Origin of the sequence: Gorillibacterium terrae, assembly GCF_051594785.1 — a bacterium.
Lineage (GTDB): Bacteria > Bacillota > Bacilli > Paenibacillales > NBRC-103111 > Gorillibacterium.
In genome coordinates this window covers 385,261-411,301 of record NZ_JBPPGI010000004.1, presented here as the reverse complement: position 1 = coordinate 411,301, position 26,041 = coordinate 385,261, and the positions used below count along the sequence as shown (strand labels likewise).

Below are 26,041 nucleotides of genomic sequence, written 5' to 3'. Positions count from 1 at the left end.
TATCCATAAAAATCGGTCTTCCCGAGCAAAAAAGGGCATAATTCTTGGAAAAATCGTTCCGAATTTTCCCGGTTGCCCCCACAGGAGACCGGCGGAGGCCCAAGTCCTCCGCCGATTTGTCCTGCCGAGCCTCCCCGTTACGCCTGCGCGGAGGCTTGGGCCTCGACGGCGGCCAGCGCTTGGTCCAGCGCTTCGGCCAGCTTGGAGGCATCCTTGCCGCCGGCTTGGGCCATGTCGGGACGGCCTCCGCCGCCCCCGCCGCATACGGCCGCCGCCACCTTGACGATCTTGCCGGCGTGGAAGCCCTTCGCCGTCAGATCCGGCGTTACCAGCGCGACGAGGTTGACCTTGTCGGCGCTGCCCGAGCCGAGCACGAGGATGCCCGAGCCGAGCTTCGCTTTGAGCTGGTCGGCCAGCGTCCGCAGCGCGTCCATGTCCGGGGCGTCGACGCGGGCGGCCAATACGCGAATGCCCGCGACCTCCTTGATCTGATCGGTGAGCGAACCGGCCTCGGCGCTCATCAGCTTGCCCTTCAGCGATTCATTCTCGCGGCTCAGCTCGCGGATTTGGCCTTGCAGGCCTTCGATCCGCTTCGGCACGTCCGGCACGTTCGTCTTCAGGAGCGCCGCCGCCTGGTCCAGCAGGCCGAGCTGCTCTTCGAGATAGCGGTAGGCGTGGCGGCCGGTAACGGCTTCGATCCGGCGGACGCCGGAGCCGATGCCGCTCTCGCTGACGATCTTGAACAGGCCGATCTCCGCCGTCGAGTTCACGTGGCAGCCGCCGCACAGCTCCAGGCTGTAATCGCCGATGCGGACGACGCGGACGACATCGCCGTATTTTTCGCCGAAGAGGGCCATCGCGCCCATCGCCTTGGCTTCGTCGATCGGCTTCTGGGAAATGTTCAGCGCGGTGTTGAGCCACACCTGGCGGTTAACGCGCTCTTCGATATCCTTCAGCTCCTCGGCAGTTATAGCACCGAAATGGGAGAAGTCGAAGCGCAGCCGCTCGGGTGCAACGAGCGAGCCCGCCTGGTTGACATGGCCGCCGAGCACCTCCTTGAGCGCCTTGTGCAAGAGATGCGTCGCGGTATGGTTCTTGACGATGTCGGCGCGGCTCGCCCGGTCGAGCTCAGCTTCGACCGTGTCGCCCTTCGCCAGCGTGCCGGCGAGCACCTTGACGGTCATCACATGTTGACCGTGCGGGGCCTTCGCCACATCCGTGACTTCCGCCCGCAGCGTCTCCGTCCTCAGCGTGCCGCGGTCGCTCACCTGGCCGCCGCTCTCCGCATAGAACGGCGTCCGGTCGAGGATGACGGCGCATTCGCTGCCGGCGGTCACGCGGTCCACCAGCTCGCCGCCGAACACGATTGCCTGTACCTGGGTCTCCACGCTCCATTCGCCGTAGCCGACGAACTCGGATTTCTCCGTGTAATCGGCGAGCGGACCGCCCTGCACCTTCATGCTCTCCGTCTCCTGACGGGCGGAACGGGCGCGTTCGCGCTGCTCGGCCATCGCCGCGTCAAAGCCTTCGCGGTCGACGGTAAGGCCGTGCTCGGCGGCAAAGTCTTCCGTCAGGTCGAACGGGAAGCCGTAGGTGTCATACAGCTTAAAGGCTTCCTGGCCGGAGATGGCGCCGAGGCCGTCCTGCTTCGCCTGCTCGGCGAGACCGGCGAGCAGTACCAGCCCGTCGCTCAGCGTCTCGTGGAACCGCTCTTCCTCGCCGCGGATGATCTTGGCGATGAATTCCTGCTTGTCGACGACTTCGCCGTAATAGACGCCCATGATCTCGGCGACCTTGCCGGTGAGCAAATACAGGAACGGCTTGTCCAAGCCGATCGTCTTGCCGTAGCGGACTGCACGGCGGAGCAGGCGGCGGATGATGTAGCCGCGCCCTTCGTTGGAGGGCAGCACGCCGTCGCCGACGGCGAAGGAGACGGAGCGGATGTGGTCGGCGATCACCTTGAGGGCGACATCGGTCTTGGCGTCCTCATGGTAGCGTACGCCGGCCAGGCGGCAGGTCTCTTCGATGATCGGCAGGAACAGGTCGGTGTCGAAGTTGGAATCGACGTCCTGGAGAACGGTAGCGAACCGCTCGAGGCCGGCGCCGGTGTCGATGTTCTTGTTCGGCAGCGGCGTGTAGCTGCCGTCCTTGTTGTGGTTGAACTGCGAGAAGACGAGGTTCCAGACCTCCAGGAAGCGCTCGTTCTCGCCGCCCGGCCAGCATTCGGGATCGTTCAGATCGCCGAACTTGTCACCGCGGTCATAGAAGATTTCGGTGCAGGGACCGCAGGGGCCTTCGCCGATATCCCAAAAGTTGTCGTCATCCAGCTTGTAGATCCGCTCGGCGGGAATGCCGATCTGCTCGTTCCACAGGCGGAAGGCTTCCTCGTCGTCCTTGTAGACGGTGACGGAGATCCGGTTCGGGTCGAGGCCCAGCCACCGGGGACCGGTAAGGAATTCCCAAGCCCAAGCGATCGCTTCCGTCTTGAAATAATCGCCGATGGAGAAATTCCCCAGCATCTCGAAAAACGTGTGGTGACGGCGGGTTTTGCCGACATTTTCGATATCGTTGGTGCGGATGCACTTCTGGGCGTTGGCGATCCGCGGATTCTCCGGCTTCACGCGGCCGTCGAAGTACGGCTTCAGCGGAGCCATCCCGGCGTTGATCCATAGGAGCGACGGATCGTTCACGGGCACGAGCGGCGAGCTCGGTTCAATCTTGTGGCCTTTCTCGGCAAAAAAGTCGACCCACTTCTGGCGAATGACGCTGGCTTTCATCTTGGTTCGTTCCTCCTTGAATGGATAAAATCGAATTGAATCGGATAACAACAAAAAACGCCCCTGCTTATCAGCAGGGACGAATTGCGTTCGCGGTACCACCCTGGTTACCGGCTCTTCCGCCGCGGCAGGCGCGCGTCGTCCGGTCTCCTTCAAGGACGCTAACGGGTCCAACCGGTGAAGGGTCTTCACTCTCCAAAACTGGCACGGGCATCCTTCGCCGAAGAGCCTTCTCAGCCGACCGGACGGACTTCGCACCGGCCGGCTGGCAGGGCGTCGAATCCGTTCCGGGCGAGGCTCTCTCTCTGCCGGACGGGCAATGGCCGTATGGGTTTCATCTTCGATTTCCACCTATTGCGTATCGTAAGAATTATAGCGGGATGCCGAAAGCTTGTCAACGGCGAGCCGCCCGAGCCTCTAGGCCGGAGCGGGTCCCGCACCTTCCTTCAGCAGATAGGCGTACCGGCTGCCGACGTATTCCAGCACCTTGTCGGCGATGATGCGGTGTCCCGCCTCGTTGGGATGAATGCCGTCCACGCAGAGGTATTTGCTGTAGTCGGGGTCCTGGAGGAAAGCGCCGCGAATGTCGATCCACTTGGTCCGCGTCTCCTCCGCGACCTTGATGACCATCGAGTTGTAGCGCTCCTGCCACCAGTAGATCTTGGTTACGCTGCCGAGCCACTGCAAGATATTCTGCTCCGCGTTCGGATCGCTCTTGCTGACCCATTTGAAATACCGCTCCGCATTCAGCGGCGGCAGGGTCATGAGCACCGGAATGATTTTATTGTTCTTGAGGAACTGGATCGTTTCCTTAAGCATCTGCTCGAACAGATGGAAATCCGTCTTCGGGCTGTGCTCCCGTTCGGGATCGTCGGCGATTTCGTTCCAATTGAAGTCGCAATCGTTGCCCCCGTACTCGATCAGGACGATATCGGGATTCTCGTTCTCCACGTCGTGCTTAAGCCGCCCCACGCCCTTGATGAGGGTATTGCCGAACCGGGCGGTATTTTGCACCATGCCCTTCAGCTTATTCTGGAGAATGGAAACGTAGTTGTTTTCCAGCACGCGGTATTTGCCCTTGATGTCGTCGTAGATGACTCCCTTGGAGATGGAGTCCCCCGTCACGATAAACTTATACGAGTTGGCCTTCAAATCCTTGCTCATAACCGGTCTCCTCCCCGAAAAGAGAAATTAATCCACTCTCGATTATAGCCCTTTTCGAAGAAGCGAGTCAAATGGGACAATATCGGCCCGGTCGCAGCCCCGCGTCAAAACGCCGCTCCTCCATCGGAGAAGCGGCTCCCCTTCCGGCAAGCGGCTTTAGACGGTTTTTCGCCGGATGTAATACTGCAGCAGGTACTGCACCAGCACCTTGACGACGGCATAGAACGGGACGGCCAGAATCAGTCCCAACACCCCCGCAATCTCCCCTCCGGCGAGCAGCACCAGAATGATGGTCAGCGGATGCATGTGCAGCGTGCGTCCCACCACCTGCGGCGAGATGACGTTGCTCTCCAGCAGTTGGACGAGCCAGTTGACGAGCGCGGCGTACAGCACCATTTTCCACGAGAGGGTGAGGGCGAACAGAAGGGCCGGAGCCGCGCCGATATACGGGCCAAGGTACGGGATGATGTTGGTGAGGGCGACGGCCGAGGCAAACAGCAGCGGATACGGCAGACCGATCAGCCAGAACCCCGCCCATGCCATCACGCCGACAATGATGCAGACGAGGAATTGCCCGCGGACATAGCTGCCCAGCGCTTCATCGACCTCCGACAGCAAGCGGACGGCGTGGCGGCGGTGCCGTTTCGGTACGAAGGTGAGCACGCCCCGCTGAATGCTCCCGAAGTCCTTCAGGATATAGAAAGCCAGGAACGGCACGATGAAGGCGATGAACACGGTGTTGAGCGTCGTTCCGATGCGGTCGATATACCCGGAGATCCCGGCGGAAATGCCGCTTTCCAGCTTGCCGAGGGAGCGGTTGATGCCCGCGCGGACGCTGTCGGGCACGTAACGGTTGTCGTTGAACTGGGCCATCAGGTTCTGGGCCTTGGCGGTAAACTGCGGCAGATGCTCGTTCAGCTCGGTCAACTGACGGACGAACATCGGAATGAGGTTCGCCATGATGACCGCGAACGAGGTGATGAAGGCGGCGTAGATCAGCAGCACCGCCATGCTGCGGGGCACCTTGCTCCGCTCGTTCAACAGGCAGACAATCGGATTGAGAACGTACGAAATGATCATGGCGATCAAGAACGGAGCGAGCACGGCGCTTAAAAAATGATAAATCGAGAGCAGCAGCGGCTTGATCTGAACGAGCATGAACACGATGAGCAGCCCGAGCAGGACCAGCACGAGAATTTTGAACCAACGGTTATTCGGCAAGGATTCCACTCCGACACACCTCCGGCAGACAAGACTGGCCTGCTTTACAGTATATGTGGAATCTTGTCCGGTTAATCCCTTTCGGCAGAGGCCTCTCCCGGGCCGCGAAGGAAATCCGGACACAGGAAAAACGCCCGGGTTCGGAAAACCGGCTTGCCGTCGGCAAACCGCCTTTCAGAGCCCGAGCGCCTGGAATGCGCAGGCCAAAACTGCCGTTTTAGCCATTGGCCTGGATCTGCGTCATGATGGGCACTTCCTCGAAGAACAGGTCGTCGAGCGAGCTCAAGGTTCCGTCTTCCTCGACTTGATACACCGACATTTTCTCGCCGTTGACGGTGAGTTCAATAAAGCAGCCCCAGCAGTAGAACTGGTGGGAGCCGATCTTCCCGATATCCTTGGAATTGCAATTTGGACAACGCATTCCTTAATCACCCTATCTCCTCAGTAGTGAGCGGTTTAATGTCCTGGCGACTCTGCACCGGGACGATCACGGCGTCCTTGCCGAATGTAATCTTGTCGGGAAAAGGGAGCCATTTCCGCCCTTCCGTCACATCCGTCAGAAAGCCTTCCGACAATTCAAAGCCTAATATTCTTTTATCCAATTCTGAAGCGATATAAACATCTTCAATCACACCTAATTCTTGTCCATTTCTTGACAACACGGGAATTCCGGTGATATTTCGTTCCTTCAACAGAAAAAACGTAGTCTCCGTCGATGCGGGACAGTCGCGGACGACCATACCCCGCGGCAGGATGACGGCATCCTCGCCCACCGACACGCCTTCCTTCCATTCCACCGCCCGCGGCGACTTGAACCAGACGCGCGTCTCCAGCAGTAGGCAACAGGCGGTCCAGCGGTCAAACATCAGATCCTGCACGGTTCCGATCTTCTGTCCCGAGGCTACCTCGATGACGGGCAGACCGACAAGATCGCGGCCCTTAAACAACCGGCACCCCTCCCTCGGCTCCTGGCTGGAAAATTCATCCCTAGCTTGCCTTGTCCGGGGGAAAGTTATGCGGCTTTCATGGCCGGGTTTCAAAAAAAGCCATTTTATTTAACTACGAACGACGCCGTAGGAAAGTTGCAACGATTTGCGAGGCCCGGAGAATTTCTTCTTCCGTCGTGACCGGAGCGAAGCTGAACCGGACCGCAGAGTTCACCCGCGAAGCGGGCAATCCCATGGCGGTGAGAACATGGGAGGGCTTGAGCGATCCGGAGGTGCACGCCGAACCGCTGGCCGCCGAGACGCCGGCCAGGTCGAGGTTCATCAGCAGCGTCTCCGCCGGGTGGCCCGGAAAGCTGAGATTGAGAATATGCGGCAGCCGCTCCGACGGATGGCCGTTGACGGCGAACGAGTCGGGCGGCAGCAGCCGCGCGAGCTCGGTCAGCATGAGCGTCCGCAGGCTCTCCAGGTAAGCGCGCCGCTCCTCCAGATGCCCGGCGGAGAGGGCCGCCGCCGTGCCGAAGCCGACGACGCCGGGGACGTTCTCGGTTCCCGCCCGCCGGCTGCGCTCCTGGGTTCCGCCGTAGAGCAGCGGCTGAAGCCGAATTTTGTCCCCCACATACAGAGCGCCGATCCCCTTGGGGCCGCCGATCTTGTGGGCGGACAGGCTGAGCAGATCGACCGGCAGCTTGGCCAGGTCGATCTTCTGCGAGCCGAACGCCTGCACGGCATCGACGTGAAACGGCACTCCCGCTTCGCGGGCGATCTGTCCGATCTCCGCAATCGGCTGCAGCGTCCCGGTCTCGTTGTTGGCGAGCATCACCGTGATCAGGAAGGTGTCGGGACGCAGCGCGGCGCGAACCTGCTCGGGCTGAAGCCGTCCGGTCGCATCGACCGGCAGGTAGGTGACGTCTGTGCCGAGCTGCTCCAGTCGTTCGCAGGCATGGAGCACGGCGTGGTGCTCGGTCCGGGTAGTGATCACATGCCCGCGGTACTCCTTTCGGGCGGCCAGGCCGAAGATGGCGAGGTTGTCGCTCTCCGTTCCTCCGCTCGTAAACAGGATGCGCCGTCCCGATACGTTCAGGGCGGCGCCGATGCTCTCTCTCGCTTCCGTCACGGCCGCCAAGGCGGCGCGGCCGAAGGAATGAACGCTCGAGGGGTTCCCGAACTGTTCCGTCATATAGGGTAACATGCGCTGAAGCGCCTCCGGATGCATCGGAGTCGCGGCGGCATGGTCCAGATAAATGGGTTTTTCCATATAGGATAGCCTCCAGCTTTCGTGGCAAGCCGTCTGATCGAACTTGCGGAGAGTCTGCTCCCCGCTTGCTTGTCGCGGTTCATATCGAAAAGAGTGTAGCAGAATCGGCTTAAACCCGCAATCCGGGGCGGATTTCCCGGTATCTGTCCGGGGCTGCCTTTACACCGGCAGCCGGTTGCCCGCCGCGGCCCGCCGCCGCTTGCCGCCGGTGCGAAGCGACAGGCCGAAGCAGAGGAGGAGGACCACCCCGCCGAGCGTGTAAGGGAAGTTGAGGTTCCAGTCGAACAGCGCACCGGCCGCAAGCGGACCGACAATGTTGCCGAGGCTGGTGAAGGCCGAGTTCAGGCCGGCCACATACCCCTGCTGGTCCTTCGCCAGCATCGACATCTGCGTTCCGATCGCCGGACGGAGAATATCCGTCGCGAGGAACACGATGAACGTGACGGCGAAGATCAAGAAATACCGGTGAACGAACAGCGTCAGCAGGATGAACAGGCCGGCGACGAGGAGACAGACGGAAATGACCCGCTTCTCGCCGAACTTTTGCAGGATCCAGCCAAAGGCGGTCAGTTGGACCACCGCCCCGGCAATCGAGCCGAACGTAATGATCGAAGCGATATCCTTCGGCTCAAACCCGAACTTGTGGTCGACGAACAAGCCGAATACCGTCTCGAAATTGGCCAGTCCGAAGGACATGACGAACACGATGATCAAGCTGATGAAATACGGTTCGCGGTAGGAGCTCTTCAATTGGGCGAACAGGCCGACCCGGGGTCCCGCGTCCGGGGCGGCTTCGGAGCCGTCCTCCTTCGCCGAGAGCGTCTCGCGAAGAACGAACAGGGTGATGGCGGCCGCGGCCAGACCTGCGCCCGCAGCGGCATAGAAAGGCACGCGGATGCCGAGCTCGGCCAGGTAACCGCCGATGCCGGGGCCGATGATGAAGCCCGTGGTAATGGCGGCGTTGATGTAGCCCATGCCGGTCGCGCGTTCTTCCGGGGTCGTAATATCCGCCGCGTAGGCCATGACCGCCGGCATGATCATCGCGGCGCTGACGCCGCCGAGCATCCGGGAGACCGTCAGCAGCTCCCGGCTGTTCGCAAAGCCAAACATCCATTCGGAGACGGCAAACAGAATCATGCCGATGACGATCATCCGCTTCCTGCCGAAGGTGTCCGCCAGCCGGCCGATCACCGGCGAGAACAGGAACTGCGTCAGCGAAAAGACGGCGACGAGCAGGCCGACCACGCTGCCGCTGATGCCCAGCATGCTCATGAATTTGGGCATGATCGGGATGATCAGGCCGACTCCCGTGAAGACCAGAAACAGATTCAGCATCAAGATGAGGATCGCTCCCCGCTGCTTAAACAAGATTGTCATGTTGGTATCCCCCCGCTTGGTCTGAACCATACTGAATATTCGTTCTAAATCTTTGTAAAAAAGCGAGCGCATGGGAAAAGGACACTTAAAAATCGTTGCTTCGCCTCCGGATCGTCCTTTCAATCGCTGTTGCCCCCGGATTTCTTCAATAGGACCGCTTTCTGCGGTTGAAATCCGTGGGCAAAGGCGACCGCTGCCGCTTTAACAGGACGATTCCGGACACTTCGCTGCATTTTTCAGTGACCTTAACGGCGCTCCTTCTTCGCGACCCCGTGCAGAAACACATCCATCGCGAGCCGGTAGGCTGCCAGCGTCTCCTCGCGCTTCATCGAGCGCGAATGCTGGCCGAGCCCGGAAAACAGGCTGTCCAGCACGATCGCCAGCCCTTTTACATCCCGATCCTCAAATTCGCCCCGGTCGATTCCTTCCTGGAGCAATTGGATGTTGAAGTCGATATAGCCCTGAACCAGCCGCTCGATATGCTCCACCGCATCCGAGACTTTGTCCGTCTGATTGAAAAATTCATCCGCCGCCTTGGACAGCGGGTGGTTGACCTGATCAAGCGCCAGATCCTCCGCCATGCCGTACAGCTTGGCCGCCGTGGTCGGGTAATGCGCTTGCTTGGCCGCCCAGGCTTCCTCCCACTCCCGGTTCCACTCGTCGATCAGGTAGAGAAACAAGCCTTCCTTGCTTTTGAAGTGATAATAGATGTTGCCGGCGCTGCAGCCGGTCGCCTTCACCAGTTCGTCGACGCAGGTGGCCTTATAGCCTTTTTGGATGAAGAGCGCCCGGGCCGCATCGGCCACCTTCTTCTTCGTCTGCTCCGTCTGCAGCTGCTTCTTGTTCACGGTCGTCCCCTCCAGATCCTGAACGTTTATTCAGTATTCTACAAGAAGAAGGCCGCCCTGGCAAGCTGCAGAATTTACATCATTAATCTTTATGTTTAAAATTGTCATTACAATAACAAGGGGCCAGCCTATCCGGTTTGCTTCAACGTGAAAGGTGGTTTAGCCATGAAGATTCTCATCGTCGGCCATTTTAACGAGACCGCACAATCAAAGATTGCAAGGCATTTTCCGCAAGAATGGAACGTGGTTATTGTCCCGCCCGGAGAGGAAATGCTTCACCATATTGAAGACTGTCAGGTCCTCATCCCTGAACATATTAAAGTGGATCACAGCCTGCTGTCTAACGCCAAAAAATTAAAATTAGTACAGACGGGTGCAGGATTTGATAATGTCGATGTCCCTGCCTGTACAGAGCTCGGCATCTGGGTAGCCAACGCGGCAGGAGTGAATGCACAGGCCGTGGCCGAGCATGTAATGGCCCTGATCTTGTCTTATTATAAAAACATACCATTCCTTGATAGCTTCATGAAAAACAAAAGGGATGAGAATCAACTGGAGTACACAGGGAGTGAGATAACGGGCAAAACGGTCGGGATTATCGGTTTGGGTGCCATCGGGAAAAAAGTCGCTGCGTTTTGCAGGGCGTTTGATATGAATGTACAGGCTTATGCAAGAAAGGCCGCTTTTCAAACCGACGGGTTTGTGAAAATGACGGATTTCGATACTCTTCTAAGCACATCGGATATAGTCAGTGTGCATGTACCTCTGAATGAACAAACCAAACAGTTGATCAACAAAGCGGCATTTGAGAAAATGAAGAGCAGCGCTCTTTTTATCAACACAGCCCGCGGCGGGATTGTCAACGAAAGAGACTTGATCGATGCCTTAAAAAACGGGGATATTTCAGGCGCTTGCCTGGATGTATATGAATCGGAACCGCTTCCGGTCGACAGTGAGCTGCGGAATCTGGGCAATGTGATCCTCACTCCCCATACTGCGGGAATGCCCGATGGCCGGAAATTTCATAAGAAAAGATATGATTTCTTTATCGAGAATATAAGACTTGTCGAGCGTGGCGAAGCCCCTGAAAGCAAGCTCAATCGATTATAGGCAAAAGACCCTTCAAAGCCGCAGATGGCTCGAAGGGTCTTTCCATTTTCTAGATATAGAACATGTAATTCGAATACTTGCCTTCGTCGTGGTAGTTCGCGAGCGACTGCAGCGTGGTCGAATCCAGCACTTCGGCGATGCTGTCGCGGATTCGCATCCAGAGGTCGCGCTTGGCGGGGTCGTCCTCATCGGTGAAGTCGACCGGGCTGATCGGCCCTTCGAGCACCCGGATAACATCTCCTGCCGTGATCTCGGCGGCCGGCTTCGACAGGATATAGCCGCCGTAAGCGCCGCGGATGCTCTTGACGAGCCCGGCGTTGCGCAAGGGAGCGATCAACTGCTCCAGGTAATGCTCGGACAGGTTGTTCCGCTCGGCAATGCTTTTGAGGGAGGTCGGTCCTTCGCCGGTTCGGGCGGCAAGCTCCATCATAATGGTGAGTCCGTATCGTCCTTTAGTCGATATTTTCAAAATGGCACCTCGTTTGATTAAGTTGGGAGGAAATCTGCGGATGGCCCGCTCTCCTCATTTTGGCCGAAATTCACCGGTTTTAACGCGCTCGGCTGTCTGAAGACCATCAATGCCTATCGGATATGTTACCATAAACGGCGGCAGGTGAAAATGCACCGGGCTAACTTTTCGCTGCGAATGTGGTACAATGAGGCGAGTCTCTTGGGAAGGAAGGAAAAACCGATGTCAGACAACCGCAAGACCCGGGTCGTGCTCGGCATGTCGGGGGGCGTGGATTCCTCCGTCGCCGCCCTGCTGCTCAAGGAGCAAGGCTATGAGGTCATCGGCATCTATATGAAGAATTGGGATGACACCGACGAGTTCGGCGTCTGCACGGCCGAAGAGGATGCCGCCGACGTCCGCCGGGTATGCGCCCAGATCGGCATCCCCTGTTATACCGTCAATTTCGAGAAGGAATATTACGATAAAGTCTTTAGCTATTTTCTGGACGAATACCGCAAGGGCCGCACGCCCAATCCGGACGTGATGTGCAACCGTGAAATCAAGTTCGGCGAATTTCTCGCGAAAGCGCTGGAGCTCGGAGCCGACTATATCGCGACCGGCCACTATGCCCGGGTGGAACGCGGGGCGGATGGCCTCTACCGGCTCCTGCGCGGCGTCGACGGCAACAAGGACCAGACGTATTTCCTGAACGCGCTGAATCAGTACCAGTTGTCCAAGGCGATGTTCCCGATCGGACACCTCCCGAAGCCCAAGGTCCGGGAGATCGCGGAAGCGGCCGGGCTCGCCACGGCGAAGAAGAAGGACTCGACCGGCGTCTGCTTTATCGGCGAACGCAATTTCCGCGAGTTCCTGAGCCAATACTTGCCGGCCCAGCCGGGAGAGATGAAGACCTACGAGGGCGAGGTCAAGGGCCGCCATGACGGGCTGATGTATTACACGCTCGGCCAGCGCCAGGGCCTCGGCATCGGCGGCTCCGGCACCGGCGAGCCCTGGTTCGTGGCGGACAAGGATCTGGAGAACAACGTGCTGTATGTGGTCCAGGGCGAGCAGGACGACCGGCTCTATTCCACCTCGCTCACGGCGACGGGCGTCAACTGGATCGGCGGCTACCCGCCGGAAGGCTCCGCCGCCGGCTTCGCCTGCACGGCCAAGTTCCGCTATCGCCAGCCGGATCAGCAGGTCCATGTCCAGACCCTGCCGGATGGCACGATCCACGTGGTCTTCGGCCAGCCGCAAAAAGCGGTAACCCCGGGGCAGGCCGTCGTCTTCTATGACGGCGAGGTCTGCCTCGGCGGCGGCACGATCGACCGGGTGGTCAAGCTGAAATAACCCCGGCGCGGCTTCGGACGCCCGGATCACCACACAGACAACCCCCTGCGAACCGTCGCAGGGGGTTGTTTATTAGGCCGAACGGATGAAGCTAGTCCACGTGACGTCGTTTATACGGGAAGCGGCCAAAGGGCACGGCGGACGATGCCAGCCTCACTCCCTCCCCAGATGACGCCTAAGAGCCAGATGCGAGCCTCACTCCGGCCCCGACCGGCGGCGGCGCTCCTGGTTCTGCCGCATCTTCTCCTCCGTGCCCTGTCCGCTCGCCTGAAAGAACACCGCATGCTTGAGCGGTTCGGGCAGGTACTGCTGCTCGACATAGTGCCCCGGATAATCATGCGGGTATTTGTACCCGGTATGCCCGAGCTTCTCGGCTCCCCGGTAATGGGCGTCGCGCAGATGCAGTGGCACCTCGGCGGTGCCGACCTGCTCGAACGCGCCCTCGATCTTGCCGATGGTCATGGCGACGCTGTTCGATTTGGGGCTCTCCACCGCGAAGAGAATCGCCTGCGCGACGTTGTACTTGGCTTCCGGCCAGCCGATCTTGTGGTAGGCGTCCATGGCCGTGACGGCCTGGACCATCGCCTGGGGGTTGGCCAGGCCGATGTCTTCGCTGCAGGCGACGATCAGCCGCCGCAAGAAGGTCATCGGGTCCATGCCGAGCTTCTCGACGGCATAGAGGAACCAGAACAGCGCGGCGTCGCTGGAGCCGCGTACGCTCTTGTGGAAGGCGGACAAGACGTCGTACTGCGTCGACGGGTCCGCCTTGACCGTCGGCTGGCGGACGGATTCCTCCGCGGCCGCCAGGGTAATTCGGACGGCCCCGTCCGCCTCGGGCGGGGTCGTGAGGGCGGCGATCTCCAGCGCGTTCAGCGCGCGCCGGATGTCGCCGTTCGCCATGCGGGCGATGTGCCGCAGGGCCTCCTCGTCCGCCGTGATCGGCAGCGAGCCGAGGCCCCTGGCTTTATCCGCAAGGGCGTGCTTCAAGGCGATATACGAATGCTCCTCGTTGAGCGCGTGCAGTTGAAACAGCGTCGACCGCGACAGAAGCGCCCCGTTTACATGATGAAACGGGTTTTCGGTCGTAGCGCCGATGAAGATGATCGTGCCCTGCTCCACCGCCGGCAGCAGGGCATCCTGCCGCGCCGTGTTGAAGCGGTGCACCTCGTCGAGGAACAGAATCGTCTTGCGGCCGTAGAGCGCCTTGTTCGACTGCGCTTGCTCAATGACCTCGCGGACGTCCTTGACGGAGGCATCCACGGCGTTCAGCTTGACGAAATCGCTGTTCGTCCGGCGCGAGATGATGTGGGCGAGCGTCGTCTTGCCGGTCCCGGGCGGCCCGTACAGCAGGATGGACGAGATGCGGTCCGCCTCGATCATCCGCCGCAGCAGCTTGCCCTGGCCGACTAAATGCTCCTGTCCGATATAGTCCTCCAGCGTCTCCGGGCGCATGCGATCGGCAAGCAGCTTGCCCGCAGGCTCCTGTTCCGCCTGATAGCTGAACAAATCCATTCGCTCTCAACCGCCTTCTCGTATCCTAAAAAAAGAAAAAGCATGCGCGGCGCGCTTCGGGCGCAGAACCGCTGCATGCTTGCATTATACCATGTTCGGACGGGTTCCGGCTTGCCCGCCCCGTCTCTAGTCGCGCTGGATGCCCTTGCGCTCGGCCATCCAATCGCCGCCGGCCTGGGCGAGCAGCTCGCGGACGACCACGCTCGCCATGATCAGCCCCGCCGTGGACGGCACGAAGGCGTTGCTCGCGGGCGGCATCTTCGCTTTGCGGGTCTTCGCGTTCGCCGGAGCGATCTGCTGGGTGATGTCCTCGCGCGGAATGATCGGCTCCTCGGTGGAGAAGACCACCTTGACGCCTTTCTTGATGCCGGCCTTGCGCAACCGATGCCGGATGACCCGGGCGATCGGATCGACCGTCGTCTTGGAGATGTCCGCCACCCGGAAGCGGGTGGGGTCCATCTTGTTGGCCGCTCCCATGCTGGAGATCACGGGGATTTTTCGCTCCAGGCATTGCATAATCAAGTGAATCTTGTATTCGACCGTATCGGAGGCATCGACGACGTAATCGAGCTTGTAATTGTCGAACAGGTCACGGTGAGTTTCTTCCGTGTAAAACATCTGCAGCGCGACGGCGTCGCAGTCGGGGTTGATGTCGCGGATGCGGTCCTGCATCAGCTTCGCTTTCGGCTGGCCGACGGTGGACAGCAGCGCATGAATCTGCCGGTTGACGTTGGTGATGTCGACGACATCCTTGTCGATCAGGATGATCCGGCCGATGCCGCTGCGGGCCAGCGCCTCGGCGGAGAACGAGCCGACGCCGCCGATGCCGAGCACGGCCACCGTGGAGTTCTTCAGGACGGCGAGGCCCTCCGGCCCCATCGCCAGCTCGTTGCGGGAAAATTGGTGCAGCATGGGCTTCTCTTAACCTCCTTGCGGTGATCGGGGTCCAGTCGGTTCCGGCCGCGAAGCTTACGCTCCGGCTTCCGGCCGGGAACCTGCAGCCTGACTCAGTTCGCGGCCGGCTTGGCGGCCGCCTGCTTCAAGGCGATCCGGATGGACAACTCCTCCAGCTGCTTGTCGTCGACCGGAGTCGGCGCGTTCGTCAAGAGATCGGTGGCGCTGGCCGTCTTCGGGAAAGCGATCGTCTCGCGCAGGTTGGTGCGTCCGGCGAGCAGCATGACCAACCGGTCAAAGCCGAAGGCGATGCCGCCGTGCGGCGGGGTGCCGTATTCGAAGGCTTCCATGAGATAGCCGAAGCTGGCCTTCGCCTGCTCCGGAGTGAAGCCGAGGGCGTCGAACATTTTCTCCTGGACGTCCCGGCGGTAAATGCGCTGCGAGCCGCCGCCGACTTCGTAGCCGTTCAGCACGATATCGTAGGCTTGGGCGCGAATCTTCAGCGGTTCGGTGTCGAAGTAGTGCAGATCCTCGTCCTTCGGGCGGGTGAACGGGTGATGCTCGGCCACATAGCGTCCGGCTTCCTCGTCGTAGCTGAGCAGCGGGAAGTCGACGACCCAGGCGAACTTGTACGCCGATTCGTCGATCAGGCCGAGGTCGCGGCCGATCTTCAGGCGCAGGTTGCCGAGGACATCGTTGACGACCTTAAATTTATCGGCGGAGAAGATGAGCACGTCGCCTTCTTCTGCTCCCAGGCGTTCGGTCAGAGCGGCGATGTCCGTTTCCGTGAGGAACTTGACGATCGGCCCCTTCCATTCGCCTTCCTTGACCTGAATCCAGGCGAGGCCCTTGCCGCCGTACCGGGAGGCGAACGGAGCCAGATCGTCCAGCTCCTTGCGGCTCCAGGAGCCGCAGCCCTTGGCATTCAGCGCCTTGACGATGCCGCCGCCGGCCACGACGGAGGCGAATACTTTGACGCCGCTGTCCTTCACCAGGTCGGACACGTCGGCGAGCTCCAGACCGAAGCGCAGGTCCGGCTTGTCGGAGCCGTATTTGTCCATCGCTTCCGCCCAGGTCAGGCGCTGGAACGGACGGGGAATCTCGATGTTCTTCGTTTCCCGGAACAGGCGGACCATCAGCTCTTCCATCATGTCCTGGAGCTTGCGTTCATCCATGAACGAGGTCTCAATGTCGATCTGGGTGAACTCCGGCTGCCGGTCGGCGCGCAGGTCTTCGTCGCGGAAGCAGCGGGCCATCTGGTAGTAGCGCTCCACGCCGGAGACCATCAGGAGCTGCTTGAAAATCTGCGGCGACTGCGGCAAGGCGTAAAATTCTCCTTCGTGCACGCGACTCGGAACGAGGTAATCGCGTGCGCCTTCCGGCGAGCTGGCCGTCAGGATCGGCGTCTCCACTTCGAGGAAGCCGTTCTCGTCGAGGAAGTCGCGGAACACCTTGGCCGCTTTGGAGCGAAGGTACAGCGTCCGCTGCATCTCCGGACGACGCAAGTCGAGATAGCGGTATTTCAGCCGCAGCGCCTCGTCCACCTCGACACCGTCTTCGATGAAGAAGGGAGGCGTCTTGGCCGAGTTCAAAATCTCGATTTCGGTGATGCGCACCTCGATATCGCCGGTCTTCAGGTTCGGGTTGACCGTGTCGGCGCTGCGGGCGATGACCGTGCCCTTGACCGCCAGGACATACTCGGTCCTGGCGCGGTCGGCGATCTTCAGGGCGTCCCCGGAATAATCCGGGTTAAAGACGATCTGCACGATTCCGCTGCGGTCGCGCAGGTCGATGAACAGTACGCCGCCGAGGTCGCGCCGGCGCTGCACCCAGCCGTTCAGCGTAACCTCTTGTCCGATCTGCTCCTTGGTGAGCAGGCCGCATTGATGCGTTCTTGCCAATGTCATGTTGGTTCTCCCCCACAATTATGGATTGGTCTATTCCCGAAGCTAACCGGGTTAGGAGCGCCCTTCGTCGGCGGCTTGCCGCTTCGCCTCCGCCAGGACGCGGATAAACTCGTTCAACGGCAGCTTGCGCTGCTCGCCGCTTGCCATATTCTTGACGCTGATCTCGCCGGCGTCGAGCTCGTCGTCGCCGAGGATCGCCACCTCGCGTGCCGCCAGCCGGTCGGCCGATTTCATCGCCGACTTCATCTTGCGGCCCTGGTAATCCTTGTCGGCCGCGAGCCCCGCCGCCCGCGCTTCGTGCAGGAGCCGGACCGTCTCGGCTTCGGCGCGTTCGCCCAGGCCAATCAGGTACAAGTCGAGCGGAGCGTAGTCGGGAATCGCCGCTCCCTGCGCTTCCAGCACAAGCAGCACGCGCTCCAGGCCGAGCGCCATGCCGACGCCGGGCTGATCGTGCTCCTCGCCGCCGATCTGGCCGACGAGGCCGTTGTAACGGCCGCCTCCGCCGATGGTGTCGATGGCGCCGATTCCGGCCGCCTTGTACTCGAACGCGGTGAGCGTGTAATAATCGAGGCCGCGCACGAGCCGCGGGTTGACCTCGTACGGTACACCCATCGCGTCCAGATGGCCGCGGACCTGCTCGAAGTGCGTCCGGCTGTCCTCATCCAGCTCGTCCAGGATCGACGGCGCGCCGTCGAAGCGGTGCTGGTCGATCTTGCAGTCGAGCACGCGCAGCGGATTCCGCTCCATCCGGCTCCGGCAGTCCCGGCACAGCTCCTCCTTCATCGGCTCGAGGAACGCCAGCAGCTTGGAGCGGAAGCGGGCCCGAATGTCCGCCGTGCCGACGGAATTGATCTCCACCCGGACCTCGCGGATGCCGAGCTTGCGGCAGTAGTCATAGCCGAACGCGATGACTTCCGCGTCGATTGCGGGCGACGCCGAACCGAGCGCCTCGATGCCGAATTGGTGGAACTGGCGCATCCGTCCCGCCTGCGGCTGCTCGTAGCGGAACATCGGCCCGGCGTAATACAGCTTGGTCACGTCCGGGTCGGCGTACAGCTTGTTCTCCGCGTAAGCGCGGACCACGCCCGCCGTTCCCTCCGGCCGCAGTGTGATGCTGCGGTCGGCTTTGTCCGCGAACGTGTACATTTCCTTTTCCACGACGTCCGTCGTCTCGCCCACGCCCCGCTTAAACAGCTCGGTGTGCTCGAAGATCGGGGTGCGTACTTCGCGGTATCGGTACAGCTCGGCCAGCCCGCGCGCCGTGTTCTCGAGGTATTGCCATTTCTCTACGGTGCCCGGAAGGAAATCCGGGGTGCCTTTCGGCTTCTGGAAATTCATGTCGACTCCCTCCATACTTGCTCAACTTCCGCCAGATTATCCGGGGATAAGAAAAGCCCCCGCCCTTGACATTCGCCAAGGACGAGGACTGTTGCAGTCACCCGTGGTACCACCTTTGATTCGGAACGTTCGCCGCCTCTCGCGCCGCGGTCTGGAACCAGACGCGAACGAGAGCCTTCGACGGCCGGGACGTTCCCTCATTGTCCGGTTAACGCCCGGTGTGCGCCAGACGGCTACTGGTCCTCCAAACGTCCGCCTTAAGGGCCGGGTCCGTTTCCGGTGTTCGCCGCCGGTTCTACGGGAGGTCTTTCATCCGTACGCGCCACAGAAGCTTGCAGCCAAGGCTTCCTCTCTGTAGAGGCCGTCAACCGGATTACTTTGTCCCATCGTCGAATCGGTGTGTCAGCTTTTGTTATTGTATACGATTGTATACGTTACCCGAAAGGAAAGTCAAGCCGTCAATTTTGCGGGAGCTTGGGACCTTCCCGGATGCCCGCCTGCAACTGCAAAAAAAGGAGGCCAAGCGGCACCGCGCCGCCGGCCTCTAAGCCGTACTCTATTCAAAAGGGGGTCATGGGTTTAGTATAGACGCCCGACATTAAAGGAACATGAAGGACAGATTACAGTTGCGTTACAAAACGCTTTTTGCCGCGTCCGCCCGATGGCCGTAGCCTTGATCGAGTAGCCTGAGCTTCTTTTCCGTGTATTCCCGGTAATGCTCGTTGTACGCGTGCGGTTCCTTCGGATTGGGGAACCGCTCGATCTTTTCATGCCCGCGCTGCTCGTCGCTTGCCGCCGGATGGAGCAGCTTGCTCACCGCGCCGCAGCCGAGGCCGACGATGGTCTGGCGGTCCTCCATCATCAGGATGTTGTACAGGCTCTCCATGCCCGGGAACGAATAGCCGACGTTCTCCATACTGCCGAGGATGTTCTTCTGGCGGTACAAATAATAAGGCACGTATCCGTGGTCGGCGGTCCATTCGTTCGTCAGGTCCATCATCGCCTGCACCTCATCCCGCTCCGCTACGCGGTAGTCCTCCTTGTTCTGAGTCATCCGCGAGGCGCGCTTGAACGACAGGGTATGCACGGTCAGCGACTCGGGCAGCAGCTCCTCCGTCCGGTTCAACGAATGGCGGTACTCGTCGAGCCCTTCGTTCGGCAGGCCGATGATGAGGTCCATGTTGATGTTCGACATGCCGAGCCCGCGCGCCAGCTCGAACTTTTCCACCGTTTCCGTGACGGTATGATGCCGCCCGATGGTGTCCAGCGTCGCTTGGGTGAAGCTCTGCGGGTTGATGCTGATCCGGTCGACGCCCCACTTGTTCAGTACGGCGAGCTTGTCCGGCGTGATCGTGTCGGGACGGCCCGCTTCGACCGTCAACTCGCGGATGGACTCCATTCCCGGAAAGAAGCGGTGCAGCTCCTCGAACAGCAAATCGAGCTGATCCGCTTCGATGCTGGTGGGCGTGCCGCCGCCGAAGTACAGGGTGGTGATGCCGAGCTTCCGCTCCTTCAGCCAGGCTCCGGTCTCGCGGATTTCATACTTCAACCCCTCCAGGAACCCATCGACGGACCCGTTGTTGCCGCGGATGTCATAGGCCGGGAAGGTGCAATACGCGCATTTGGTCGGGCAAAAAGGGATGCCGATGTAGACACTCACCTCATCGTCCAGGTGAAACAGGTCGGGGATGACACTCAGTTGGCGTTCCGCGATCTCGGTGACCAGACGCGCCTTCTCCTCCGTCACGAGGTAATCGTCGCGCAGAATGCGAAGGGCTTCCTCGCGGGTCTGGCTTCGCAGCAGATTATGCAGCAGCTTGGTCGGGCGGACGCCGGTCAGGATGCCCCACGGCAGTCGGATGCCGGTAGCTTCCTGAAGAAGCAGAGCGGAGACATACCCTACGGCCCGTTTGACCGTGCGGCGAAGCTCCTCCTGCTCCCGAGCCGGCAAAGGCCTGGTATGGGTTGCGGTAAACGGAGGCTCGGAAGCAAACCCGGCCCGTTCGGTCAGCGCACGGAGCGTCGCGCTCACCGTGACTGCCTCCTCCTGTACCGCGGCATGAAGCGTCAATTCCAGATCGCACTCGGGCACTTCCGCCCCAGGCTCGGGATCGTAGAACAGTTCGGCCTCCTCGAAAAATTGCTTAACGAGGTGAAACAACTCCAATTGATGATCGGCGAAGCCGGTTCGTCTCACCAGGATGTTCATGCGGTTTATCCAACTCCATTTCCTCGCTTGAAAAAGATCGTCTCTCCATTGTAGCGAACGGCCTGCCCAGGGTCAAAGGGAATGGGAAGCCTACGTCAAAAAAAGCCCGCTCTTCACGGGGAAGAGCGGACTTGTTCGATCTATCGACCGGGATAAGGACCTTCGCCTTTGGGCTTGCGGCGGCTTGTCGCCGGATCGCCGAGGCTGCCGAAGTCATTCGAGGCTTCGGCATTGTGGGCTTCCTGCAGATTGATCCCGATCACCCGCCGGGAAGCGGCCAGAATTTGCCGTTCTTTCGCCGAGAGATGCACGGACGGCTCCTCCTTCGCGAGACTGACCTCGGCAACAGTATGCCCGATGATCGGCGGAGGCATCCGCCCGGTTTCACTTCAGCGTCCGGTTCCGGTAGGTGTGAAACGCATTTCCGCCATGAGTAATGCCCACGAGTGAGGCGTCGCTTGTCAACCAGCCCATTTCCGGGGAAATAAATTGCAGCGACGGTTGTTCGCCGATGAGTGTGATCCCCATGTTCCGCCAGGAGCCGCCCCCATCCGTCGTTGCCATTAAAGAACTGAAGCCCCCGTTGTCCTCCAGATAAAAGCCGTGGTCGGCATCGGCGAACATTAGTCTTTCGGGATGGGAAGGGGAGAAGACGGCAGGAGCGGAGACCGGACTCCCCCATGTTTGTCCTCCGTCCGAAGTGCGATAAAACCAGGTTTGGCCGAACTGGCAAACCGGCAGCACGCCTTCCAGCCGATCTTCCCCGAAGAACATCGGAGGCAGCGCGTCTCCCCGCTGGCTTTGGAATCCGGCCTGTTCCCGATTCCACGAAAGGCCTCCGTCGGCGGTTCGGTAAACATAGGGCGCGTCGAAGCCGGTGGTCGTCAAAAATCCCTCGAGCACAGTGCGAAACACGATTCCATTGGGAACGCCCTGCACGCCTTCGAGCGAATCGCTTCCGCCTTCCGTCTGCAGGCTCCGGGCCCACGTCGCTCCGCCGTCAGTTGTCCGGAAGAGCACCTTCTTCGTCCCGGCATTCGCTTCCGTCTGACCCGTCAAGAGAACCCATCCGTTCTTCTCGTCCGCGAAGACGATGCGGATGGTCTTCCATTCGCCCCCGGGCTCCGTAAGCGGCAAATCGGCGTTCGCCCAGGTCTTGCCGCCGTCCGCCGTCCGGTGCACGACCAGCGTCGGCATTCTGGATTCGAGGGCCGAATTGGGCGTCACATACCAAGCATGCGAAGAACCGACAAAGGCCGGATCGATGGCTGTGTATCCGAATCCCAGTTCTTTGGGAGAGCGTTTCGTCCAGTGCTCCCCGCCGTCTTCCGTGAACCAGAGGGCCATGCCGTAAGCCCAGCCCTTACGCTCGTCCAGCATATGAAGGCCTTTCAGCTCATCCGGGAAATCGGCGGCGCTCACCGTCATGCCCCATTCCCAATCCCATGCAGAGGGAGACTCGCCGGTTGGCTCTCCGCTGTCTCCGGGAGGCGAGGACGCCAGCGGTTCGGATGCGGAGGAGTCGAGCAGACTCTCCTTAACAATTCCATGCTGATTGGAGGGCGTGTACGCGAGGCTCAGCGGGATAACCTCATTGCCCTGAATTTGGACCAGCAAGGAACCGGCAACTTTGCCGGACTCCAGCCCTTCATAGTCGTACCAGTCTTGAGAAGGAGTAGCTGCCTGCGGCGAGTACCCCTCCGCTACACCGAAATCATAGCGGTAGGTGCCCGCGTTCTTCCGGCCGAGCAGATTCGGCCAGACTCCGGTTCCTTGATCCGCCGCTTTCCCGCCGATCGAAAGCTCCGTTACCGCTTGGGACCGGTTTCCCACGAGCGCCTCCAGCTCCTCCACGCTGCGAACGGCGTTCACCCGGCTTCGCACATACTCCACTGCCGCTTGCCCGGTCCGCTGGCCGACGCTGCCGGCAATCGCAGCGGAAGCCCCCGGGGAAGGCCCGCCTGCGGCGCTGTGTTGGAGCCGCTCGTTCGCCCAAAATCCGGCGAGCAGCAGCACGATCAGGAGCCCGGCACCGCTCGCCCAGACGGTCCGCCGGGCCGGACGCCTGCCGCGTCGATTGCCCGACAGGCGCGCCTTCACTTGCCGGGCCGCCGCATCCGTAAACGGCGGATGCGCAAACGGCTCCGGCGCAATCCGCTCGTACCATTCCGGCTTTTCGTCGTTCATGCCCGCTCGCCCTCCTTTTGCTCTGCTGATTGAACCGCCGCCGACACCTTCCGCCGCGCCCGCGAGAGCCGCGACTTGACGGTGCCTTCCGATACGCCGGTCAGCTTCGCGATCTCCTTCATCGTAAAGCCATAACGGATTTCCAGCAGCAGCACCTCCCGGAAGCCGGCAGGCAAGCCCAGGATCACCTTCCAGAGTTCATCGCGGATTTCCTGCTCGATGAACTCCTCCTCGGCCGAACGGGAGCGAATGCCCGGCTCCACTTCAGCCTGAACCCGCACCCGCCGAAAGAAGGCGGTCCGCCGGTAATTCAGGCTGAGGTTGCGGGTAATCTTCAGCAGCCAGGTCCGCATCGAGCTCTCGCCGCGGAAGGAGGCGAAGCTGCGGTAGACCCGGAGGAAGACCTCCTGCGAGATATCGTTCGCAAAATGATAATCGCGGGTGAGGAAATAGGCGTAGCTCCACACGTCCTGCCCGAATTCCTTCATCAGGCGGTCGAACGTGATGGCGTCCATTTTCCCGGCGTGCAGCAGATGCTCGTATTCCTCCAATGGACTCCCCCCTGCCGATATAGACACCCTAAGCCCCGGAACGGTTCCCGGTGTATAAAAAAAGGACCGCCTGCGTCCGCGTATCCCGCCAAAACGGGACTCGCGGAAGCCAAAGGCGATCCTGAAAGTCTTCCATGCTCACTCCCGGCTGTCCAGCAGGATCGTCACCGGTCCTGCGTTCACCAGCTCCACGTCCATGTCGGCTCCGAATACGCCGGTTTGAACCTCCAGGCCATTCGCTCGGACGAACGCGTTGAAGGCCTCGTACAAGCCCTCGGCTTGTTCGGGCCTTGCCGCTTCAATGAAGCTCGGGCGGCGGCCTTTCCGGGCGTCCCCGTACAGGGTGAACTGGGACACCGACAGCACGCTGCCGCCAGCGTCCGTTACCGAACGGTTCATTTTGCCTTCCTCGTCCTCGAAGATGCGCAGCCCCGCCACCTTGTCGGCCAGGTACTTCGCATCCTTCTCGGTATCTTCATGGGTGACGCCGACCAGCACCATCAGGCCCGACCCAATCTCCCCCGTCACCTTTCCTTCCACGGTAACGCGCGCCCGCTTGCAGCGCTGGATCACCACTCTCATGAGCCGCTTCCCTCCAGAATCGATTACGTCTGCATAATCCGCTGCACCGAATAGACATCGCGGATCCGCTTGATCTTGTCCACGACCGAAGTCAGGTGGTCGATGTTGTGAATCAGGATCGTCATGTGAATCAGCGCCAGCTTATTCTTGTCGGAGCGGCCGGAGACGGCGGAGATCGTCGTCTTCGTCTCCGAAACCGCCTGCAGCACCTCGCGCAGCAGATCACGGCGGTCGTGGCCGGTGATCTCGATCTCGACTGTGTAGTTGGCCTCGGCATCCTCGGCCCATTCCACCTCGATGAGACGGTTCTCATCGTCCGTCGTGGAGGGCAGATTGGTACAGTCTGCGCGGTGTACCGATACGCCGCGGCCGCGGGTGATGTAGCCGACGATCTCGTCGCCCGGAACCGGATTGCAGCAGCGGGCGAAGCGCACCAGCAGGTTCTCCACGCCCTTCACCCGCACGCCGTGCGTCGGCCGGCTCTTCTTCTCCTTCTCCGGCGCCGACTTGACCTCCTTCAGCTCGCTCGTGAGCTGGAGCAGATTGTCCGCTTCGGCTTCCCGGCGCAGTTTCTCGGTCAGTCGGGTGGTGATCTGCGCCGGAGTGATGCCGCCGAAGCCCGCAGCGGACAGCATATCGTCGATGTCGTTGAAGTTGTACTTCGAGGCCACTTCCTGCAGCTTGTCGTCGGTCATGAGCGCCCCCGGATCGAAGCCCAGGCGCTTCAGCTCCCGTTCGACGGCCTCGCGGCCCTTCTCTACGTTCTCTTCGCGCTTCTCTTTCTTGAAGTATTGCTTGATCTTGCTCCGCGTATGGGAGGAACCGGCCATCTTGATCCAGTCCTGGCTCGGTCCGTAGGAGTGCTTGGAGGTGAGAATCTCGACGATGTCGCCGTTCTTCAGCTTGTAGTCGAGCGGCACGATGCGGCCGTTGACCTTGGCTCCGATCGTCCGGTTGCCGACCTCGGTGTGAATCCGGTACGCGAAGTCGAGCGGCACCGAACCGGCGGGCAGCTCAATAACCTCGCCCTTCGGAGTAAACACGAAGACGAGGTCGGAGAAAAAGTCCATTTTCAGCGATTCCATGAACTCCGAGGCGTCCTTGGCTTCGCTTTGCAGCTCGAGGATTTCCCGCACCCAGTTCATCTTTTCCTCGAAGGTGCCGTCGGGAACGACGGTTCCTTCCTTGTAGGCCCAGTGGGCCGCGATCCCGTATTCGGCCGTGCGATGCATTTCCCAGGTGCGGATCTGTACCTCGAGCGGCTCCCCGTTCGGGCCGATGACGGTGGTGTGGAGCGACTGGTACATGTTCGCCTTGGGCATGGCGATATAATCCTTGAACCGTCCGGGCATGGGCTTCCACAGCGTATGAATGATACCAAGCGTAGCATAACAATCCTTGATGTTGTCGACGATCACCCGGATGGCGAGCAGGTCGTAGATTTCGTTGAACTGCTTGCTTTTTTCCGACATTTTCTTATAAATGCTGTAGATGTGCTTGGGACGCCCCGAAATGTCGCTCTCGATGCCCATCTCGCCGACCTTCTCGCGAATCATGCCGATGACGTTCTCGATGTACTGCTCGCGCTCGGTGCGCTTTTTCTGCATGAGGTTGGCGATCCGGTAATACTGCTGAGGGTTCAGGTAGCGGAGGGCGATGTCCTCCATCTCCCACTTGATCGCCGAAATCCCGAGCCGGTGCGCAATCGGGCAAAAGATCTCCAGCGTCTCTTCGGCGATCCGCCGCTGGCTTTCCTCCGACTGGTATTTCAGGGTGCGCATGTTGTGCAGGCGGTCGGCCAGCTTTATGAGAATGACCCGGATGTCCTGGGCCATGGCCACGAACATTTTCCGGTAGTTTTCGTTCTGGTGTTCTTCCTTCGACTTGAACTTGATCTTCTCCAGTTTCGTGAGGCCGTCCACGATGGAAGCGCAGGTCGGTCCGAACTGCTGGCGCACGGCATCGAGCGACACGGTGGTGTCTTCCACGACGTCATGGAGGAGGGCCGCGATGATCGAGGTCGCATCCATCTGCATGTTAATGAGGATGTCGGCCACCGCAAGCGGATGCAAAATATAAGGCTCGCCCGACTTGCGGAGCTGCCCCTGATGCGCCTGGTCGGCAAACTCATAGGCTTCCCGGATGCGGACGAGGTCGCTGTTCTTGATATAGGCGGATGCCTTCTGAATCAGTTGCTCAATGCCCATGCTGAGACCCTTTCCCGGATAACTGGTTTAGCTTCAATTATGCCCTTGCCGTCCCGCTTCGTCAAGAAAACCGATGTTCCTGCCGAAAATTTGGGCATAAATTAGACACTAGGCACGGACTAAGGTTTTCTGCTAAGATAGTCGAGGCATATTT

The 26,041-nt window shown here is 60.4% G+C and carries 21 protein-coding genes; 2 read left to right on the top strand and 19 right to left on the bottom strand.

Going from position 1 to position 26,041, the window contains the following annotated elements; translation table 11 throughout:
* Nucleotides 1-137 precede the first annotated feature (137 nt).
* From alaS to ACSEXS_RS16870, 8 genes are all read right to left on the bottom strand, one after another.
* On the bottom strand, nt 138-2,777 hold the full coding sequence (gene alaS, locus ACSEXS_RS16905) for an alanine--tRNA ligase (protein ID WP_438434412.1): 2,640 nt from the start codon (nt 2,775-2,777) through the stop codon (nt 138-140).
* A gap of 417 nt (nt 2,778-3,194) precedes the next feature.
* Complete coding sequence (locus ACSEXS_RS16900; protein ID WP_438434411.1) at nt 3,195-3,941, bottom strand: SGNH/GDSL hydrolase family protein; 747 nt, start codon at nt 3,939-3,941, stop codon at nt 3,195-3,197.
* 156 nt (nt 3,942-4,097) lie between these two features.
* Complete coding sequence (locus ACSEXS_RS16895) at nt 4,098-5,171, bottom strand: AI-2E family transporter (RefSeq protein ID WP_438434410.1); 1,074 nt, start codon at nt 5,169-5,171, stop codon at nt 4,098-4,100.
* A gap of 208 nt (nt 5,172-5,379) precedes the next feature.
* The gene (locus ACSEXS_RS16890; protein WP_438434409.1) at nt 5,380-5,583 is read right to left on the bottom strand and encodes a YrzR-like zinc ribbon domain; all 204 of its coding nucleotides are present in this window, start codon (nt 5,581-5,583) and stop codon (nt 5,380-5,382) included.
* Between the two features lie 7 nt (nt 5,584-5,590).
* Entirely contained in the window at nt 5,591-6,109 is a 519-nt protein-coding gene (locus tag ACSEXS_RS16885) for a PRC-barrel domain-containing protein (RefSeq protein ID WP_438434408.1), read from the bottom strand.
* Between the two features lie 112 nt (nt 6,110-6,221).
* Entirely contained in the window at nt 6,222-7,364 is a 1,143-nt protein-coding gene (locus tag ACSEXS_RS16880) for a cysteine desulfurase family protein (protein WP_438434407.1), read from the bottom strand.
* A gap of 159 nt (nt 7,365-7,523) precedes the next feature.
* Nucleotides 7,524-8,741 (bottom strand): MFS transporter, encoded by a 1,218-nt coding sequence (locus ACSEXS_RS16875; protein WP_438434406.1) that lies wholly within the window; start codon nt 8,739-8,741, stop codon nt 7,524-7,526.
* A 245-nt stretch (nt 8,742-8,986) separates the two neighbouring features.
* Nucleotides 8,987-9,589 (bottom strand): TetR/AcrR family transcriptional regulator, encoded by a 603-nt coding sequence (locus ACSEXS_RS16870; RefSeq protein WP_438434405.1) that lies wholly within the window; start codon nt 9,587-9,589, stop codon nt 8,987-8,989.
* Nucleotides 9,590-9,754: 165 nt separating this feature from the next.
* On the opposite strand from ACSEXS_RS16870, the gene ACSEXS_RS16865 reads away from it, so the two are divergent.
* Nucleotides 9,755-10,699 (top strand): NAD(P)-dependent oxidoreductase, encoded by a 945-nt coding sequence (locus ACSEXS_RS16865; protein WP_438434404.1) that lies wholly within the window; start codon nt 9,755-9,757, stop codon nt 10,697-10,699.
* Between the two features lie 49 nt (nt 10,700-10,748).
* On the opposite strand, the gene cymR is transcribed toward ACSEXS_RS16865, so the two are convergent.
* Entirely contained in the window at nt 10,749-11,168 is a 420-nt protein-coding gene (cymR, locus tag ACSEXS_RS16860) for a cysteine metabolism transcriptional regulator CymR (protein WP_438434403.1), read from the bottom strand.
* Between the two features lie 222 nt (nt 11,169-11,390).
* On the opposite strand from cymR, the gene mnmA reads away from it, so the two are divergent.
* On the top strand, nt 11,391-12,500 hold the full coding sequence (gene mnmA / locus ACSEXS_RS16855; protein WP_438434402.1) for a tRNA 2-thiouridine(34) synthase MnmA: 1,110 nt from the start codon (nt 11,391-11,393) through the stop codon (nt 12,498-12,500).
* Nucleotides 12,501-12,695: 195 nt separating this feature from the next.
* On the opposite strand, the gene ACSEXS_RS16850 is transcribed toward mnmA, so the two are convergent.
* From ACSEXS_RS16850 to ACSEXS_RS16805, 10 genes are all read right to left on the bottom strand, one after another.
* Nucleotides 12,696-14,012 (bottom strand): replication-associated recombination protein A, encoded by a 1,317-nt coding sequence (locus tag ACSEXS_RS16850; RefSeq protein WP_438434401.1) that lies wholly within the window; start codon nt 14,010-14,012, stop codon nt 12,696-12,698.
* Between the two features lie 126 nt (nt 14,013-14,138).
* Nucleotides 14,139-14,924 (bottom strand): tRNA threonylcarbamoyladenosine dehydratase, encoded by a 786-nt coding sequence (locus tag ACSEXS_RS16845; protein WP_438434400.1) that lies wholly within the window; start codon nt 14,922-14,924, stop codon nt 14,139-14,141.
* Nucleotides 14,925-15,019: 95 nt separating this feature from the next.
* Complete coding sequence (gene aspS / locus ACSEXS_RS16840) at nt 15,020-16,813, bottom strand: aspartate--tRNA ligase (protein WP_438434399.1); 1,794 nt, start codon at nt 16,811-16,813, stop codon at nt 15,020-15,022.
* A 51-nt stretch (nt 16,814-16,864) separates the two neighbouring features.
* On the bottom strand, nt 16,865-18,151 hold the full coding sequence (hisS, locus tag ACSEXS_RS16835) for a histidine--tRNA ligase (RefSeq protein ID WP_438434398.1): 1,287 nt from the start codon (nt 18,149-18,151) through the stop codon (nt 16,865-16,867).
* Between the two features lie 631 nt (nt 18,152-18,782).
* Nucleotides 18,783-20,360, bottom strand: coding sequence for a coproporphyrinogen III oxidase (locus ACSEXS_RS16830; protein ID WP_438434397.1), 1,578 nt, complete (start codon nt 20,358-20,360; stop codon nt 18,783-18,785).
* Nucleotides 20,361-20,500: 140 nt separating this feature from the next.
* The gene (locus tag ACSEXS_RS16825; RefSeq protein ID WP_438434396.1) at nt 20,501-20,734 is read right to left on the bottom strand and encodes a hypothetical protein; all 234 of its coding nucleotides are present in this window, start codon (nt 20,732-20,734) and stop codon (nt 20,501-20,503) included.
* Between the two features lie 10 nt (nt 20,735-20,744).
* Complete coding sequence (locus tag ACSEXS_RS16820) at nt 20,745-22,547, bottom strand: WD40/YVTN/BNR-like repeat-containing protein (protein WP_438434395.1); 1,803 nt, start codon at nt 22,545-22,547, stop codon at nt 20,745-20,747.
* The gene (locus ACSEXS_RS16815; RefSeq protein ID WP_438434394.1) at nt 22,544-23,098 is read right to left on the bottom strand and encodes an RNA polymerase sigma factor; all 555 of its coding nucleotides are present in this window, start codon (nt 23,096-23,098) and stop codon (nt 22,544-22,546) included. The genes ACSEXS_RS16820 and ACSEXS_RS16815 overlap by 4 nt, the downstream gene beginning before the upstream one ends.
* A gap of 138 nt (nt 23,099-23,236) precedes the next feature.
* Entirely contained in the window at nt 23,237-23,680 is a 444-nt protein-coding gene (gene dtd, locus ACSEXS_RS16810) for a D-aminoacyl-tRNA deacylase (RefSeq protein ID WP_438434393.1), read from the bottom strand.
* Nucleotides 23,681-23,703: 23 nt separating this feature from the next.
* Nucleotides 23,704-25,887 (bottom strand): RelA/SpoT family protein, encoded by a 2,184-nt coding sequence (locus ACSEXS_RS16805; RefSeq protein ID WP_438434392.1) that lies wholly within the window; start codon nt 25,885-25,887, stop codon nt 23,704-23,706.
* Between the last annotated feature and the right edge of the window lie 154 nt (nt 25,888-26,041).

Excerpts from the sequence above, each read along its gene's own strand:
- ACSEXS_RS16830 (WP_438434397.1), bottom strand. The coding sequence starts at position 20,360 with ATGAACATCCTGGTGAGACGAACCGGCTTCGCCGATCATCAATTGGAG.
- dtd (WP_438434393.1), bottom strand. The coding sequence starts at position 23,680 with ATGAGAGTGGTGATCCAGCGCTGCAAGCGGGCGCGCGTTACCGTGGAA.
- alaS (WP_438434412.1), bottom strand. The coding sequence starts at position 2,777 with ATGAAAGCCAGCGTCATTCGCCAGAAGTGGGTCGACTTTTTTGCCGAG.
- ACSEXS_RS16850 (WP_438434401.1), bottom strand. The coding sequence starts at position 14,012 with ATGGATTTGTTCAGCTATCAGGCGGAACAGGAGCCTGCGGGCAAGCTG.
- ACSEXS_RS16875 (WP_438434406.1), bottom strand. The coding sequence starts at position 8,741 with ATGACAATCTTGTTTAAGCAGCGGGGAGCGATCCTCATCTTGATGCTG.
- ACSEXS_RS16890 (WP_438434409.1), bottom strand. The coding sequence starts at position 5,583 with ATGCGTTGTCCAAATTGCAATTCCAAGGATATCGGGAAGATCGGCTCC.
- ACSEXS_RS16825 (WP_438434396.1), bottom strand. The coding sequence starts at position 20,734 with ATGCCTCCGCCGATCATCGGGCATACTGTTGCCGAGGTCAGTCTCGCG.
- aspS (WP_438434399.1), bottom strand. The coding sequence starts at position 16,813 with ATGACATTGGCAAGAACGCATCAATGCGGCCTGCTCACCAAGGAGCAG.
- ACSEXS_RS16845 (WP_438434400.1), bottom strand. The coding sequence starts at position 14,924 with ATGCTGCACCAATTTTCCCGCAACGAGCTGGCGATGGGGCCGGAGGGC.
- ACSEXS_RS16900 (WP_438434411.1), bottom strand. The coding sequence starts at position 3,941 with ATGAGCAAGGATTTGAAGGCCAACTCGTATAAGTTTATCGTGACGGGG.
- hisS (WP_438434398.1), bottom strand. The coding sequence starts at position 18,151 with ATGAATTTCCAGAAGCCGAAAGGCACCCCGGATTTCCTTCCGGGCACC.
- ACSEXS_RS16820 (WP_438434395.1), bottom strand. The coding sequence starts at position 22,547 with ATGAACGACGAAAAGCCGGAATGGTACGAGCGGATTGCGCCGGAGCCG.
- ACSEXS_RS16805 (WP_438434392.1), bottom strand. The coding sequence starts at position 25,887 with ATGGGCATTGAGCAACTGATTCAGAAGGCATCCGCCTATATCAAGAAC.
- ACSEXS_RS16865 (WP_438434404.1), top strand. The coding sequence starts at position 9,755 with ATGAAGATTCTCATCGTCGGCCATTTTAACGAGACCGCACAATCAAAG.
- mnmA (WP_438434402.1), top strand. The coding sequence starts at position 11,391 with ATGTCAGACAACCGCAAGACCCGGGTCGTGCTCGGCATGTCGGGGGGC.
- ACSEXS_RS16880 (WP_438434407.1), bottom strand. The coding sequence starts at position 7,364 with ATGGAAAAACCCATTTATCTGGACCATGCCGCCGCGACTCCGATGCAT.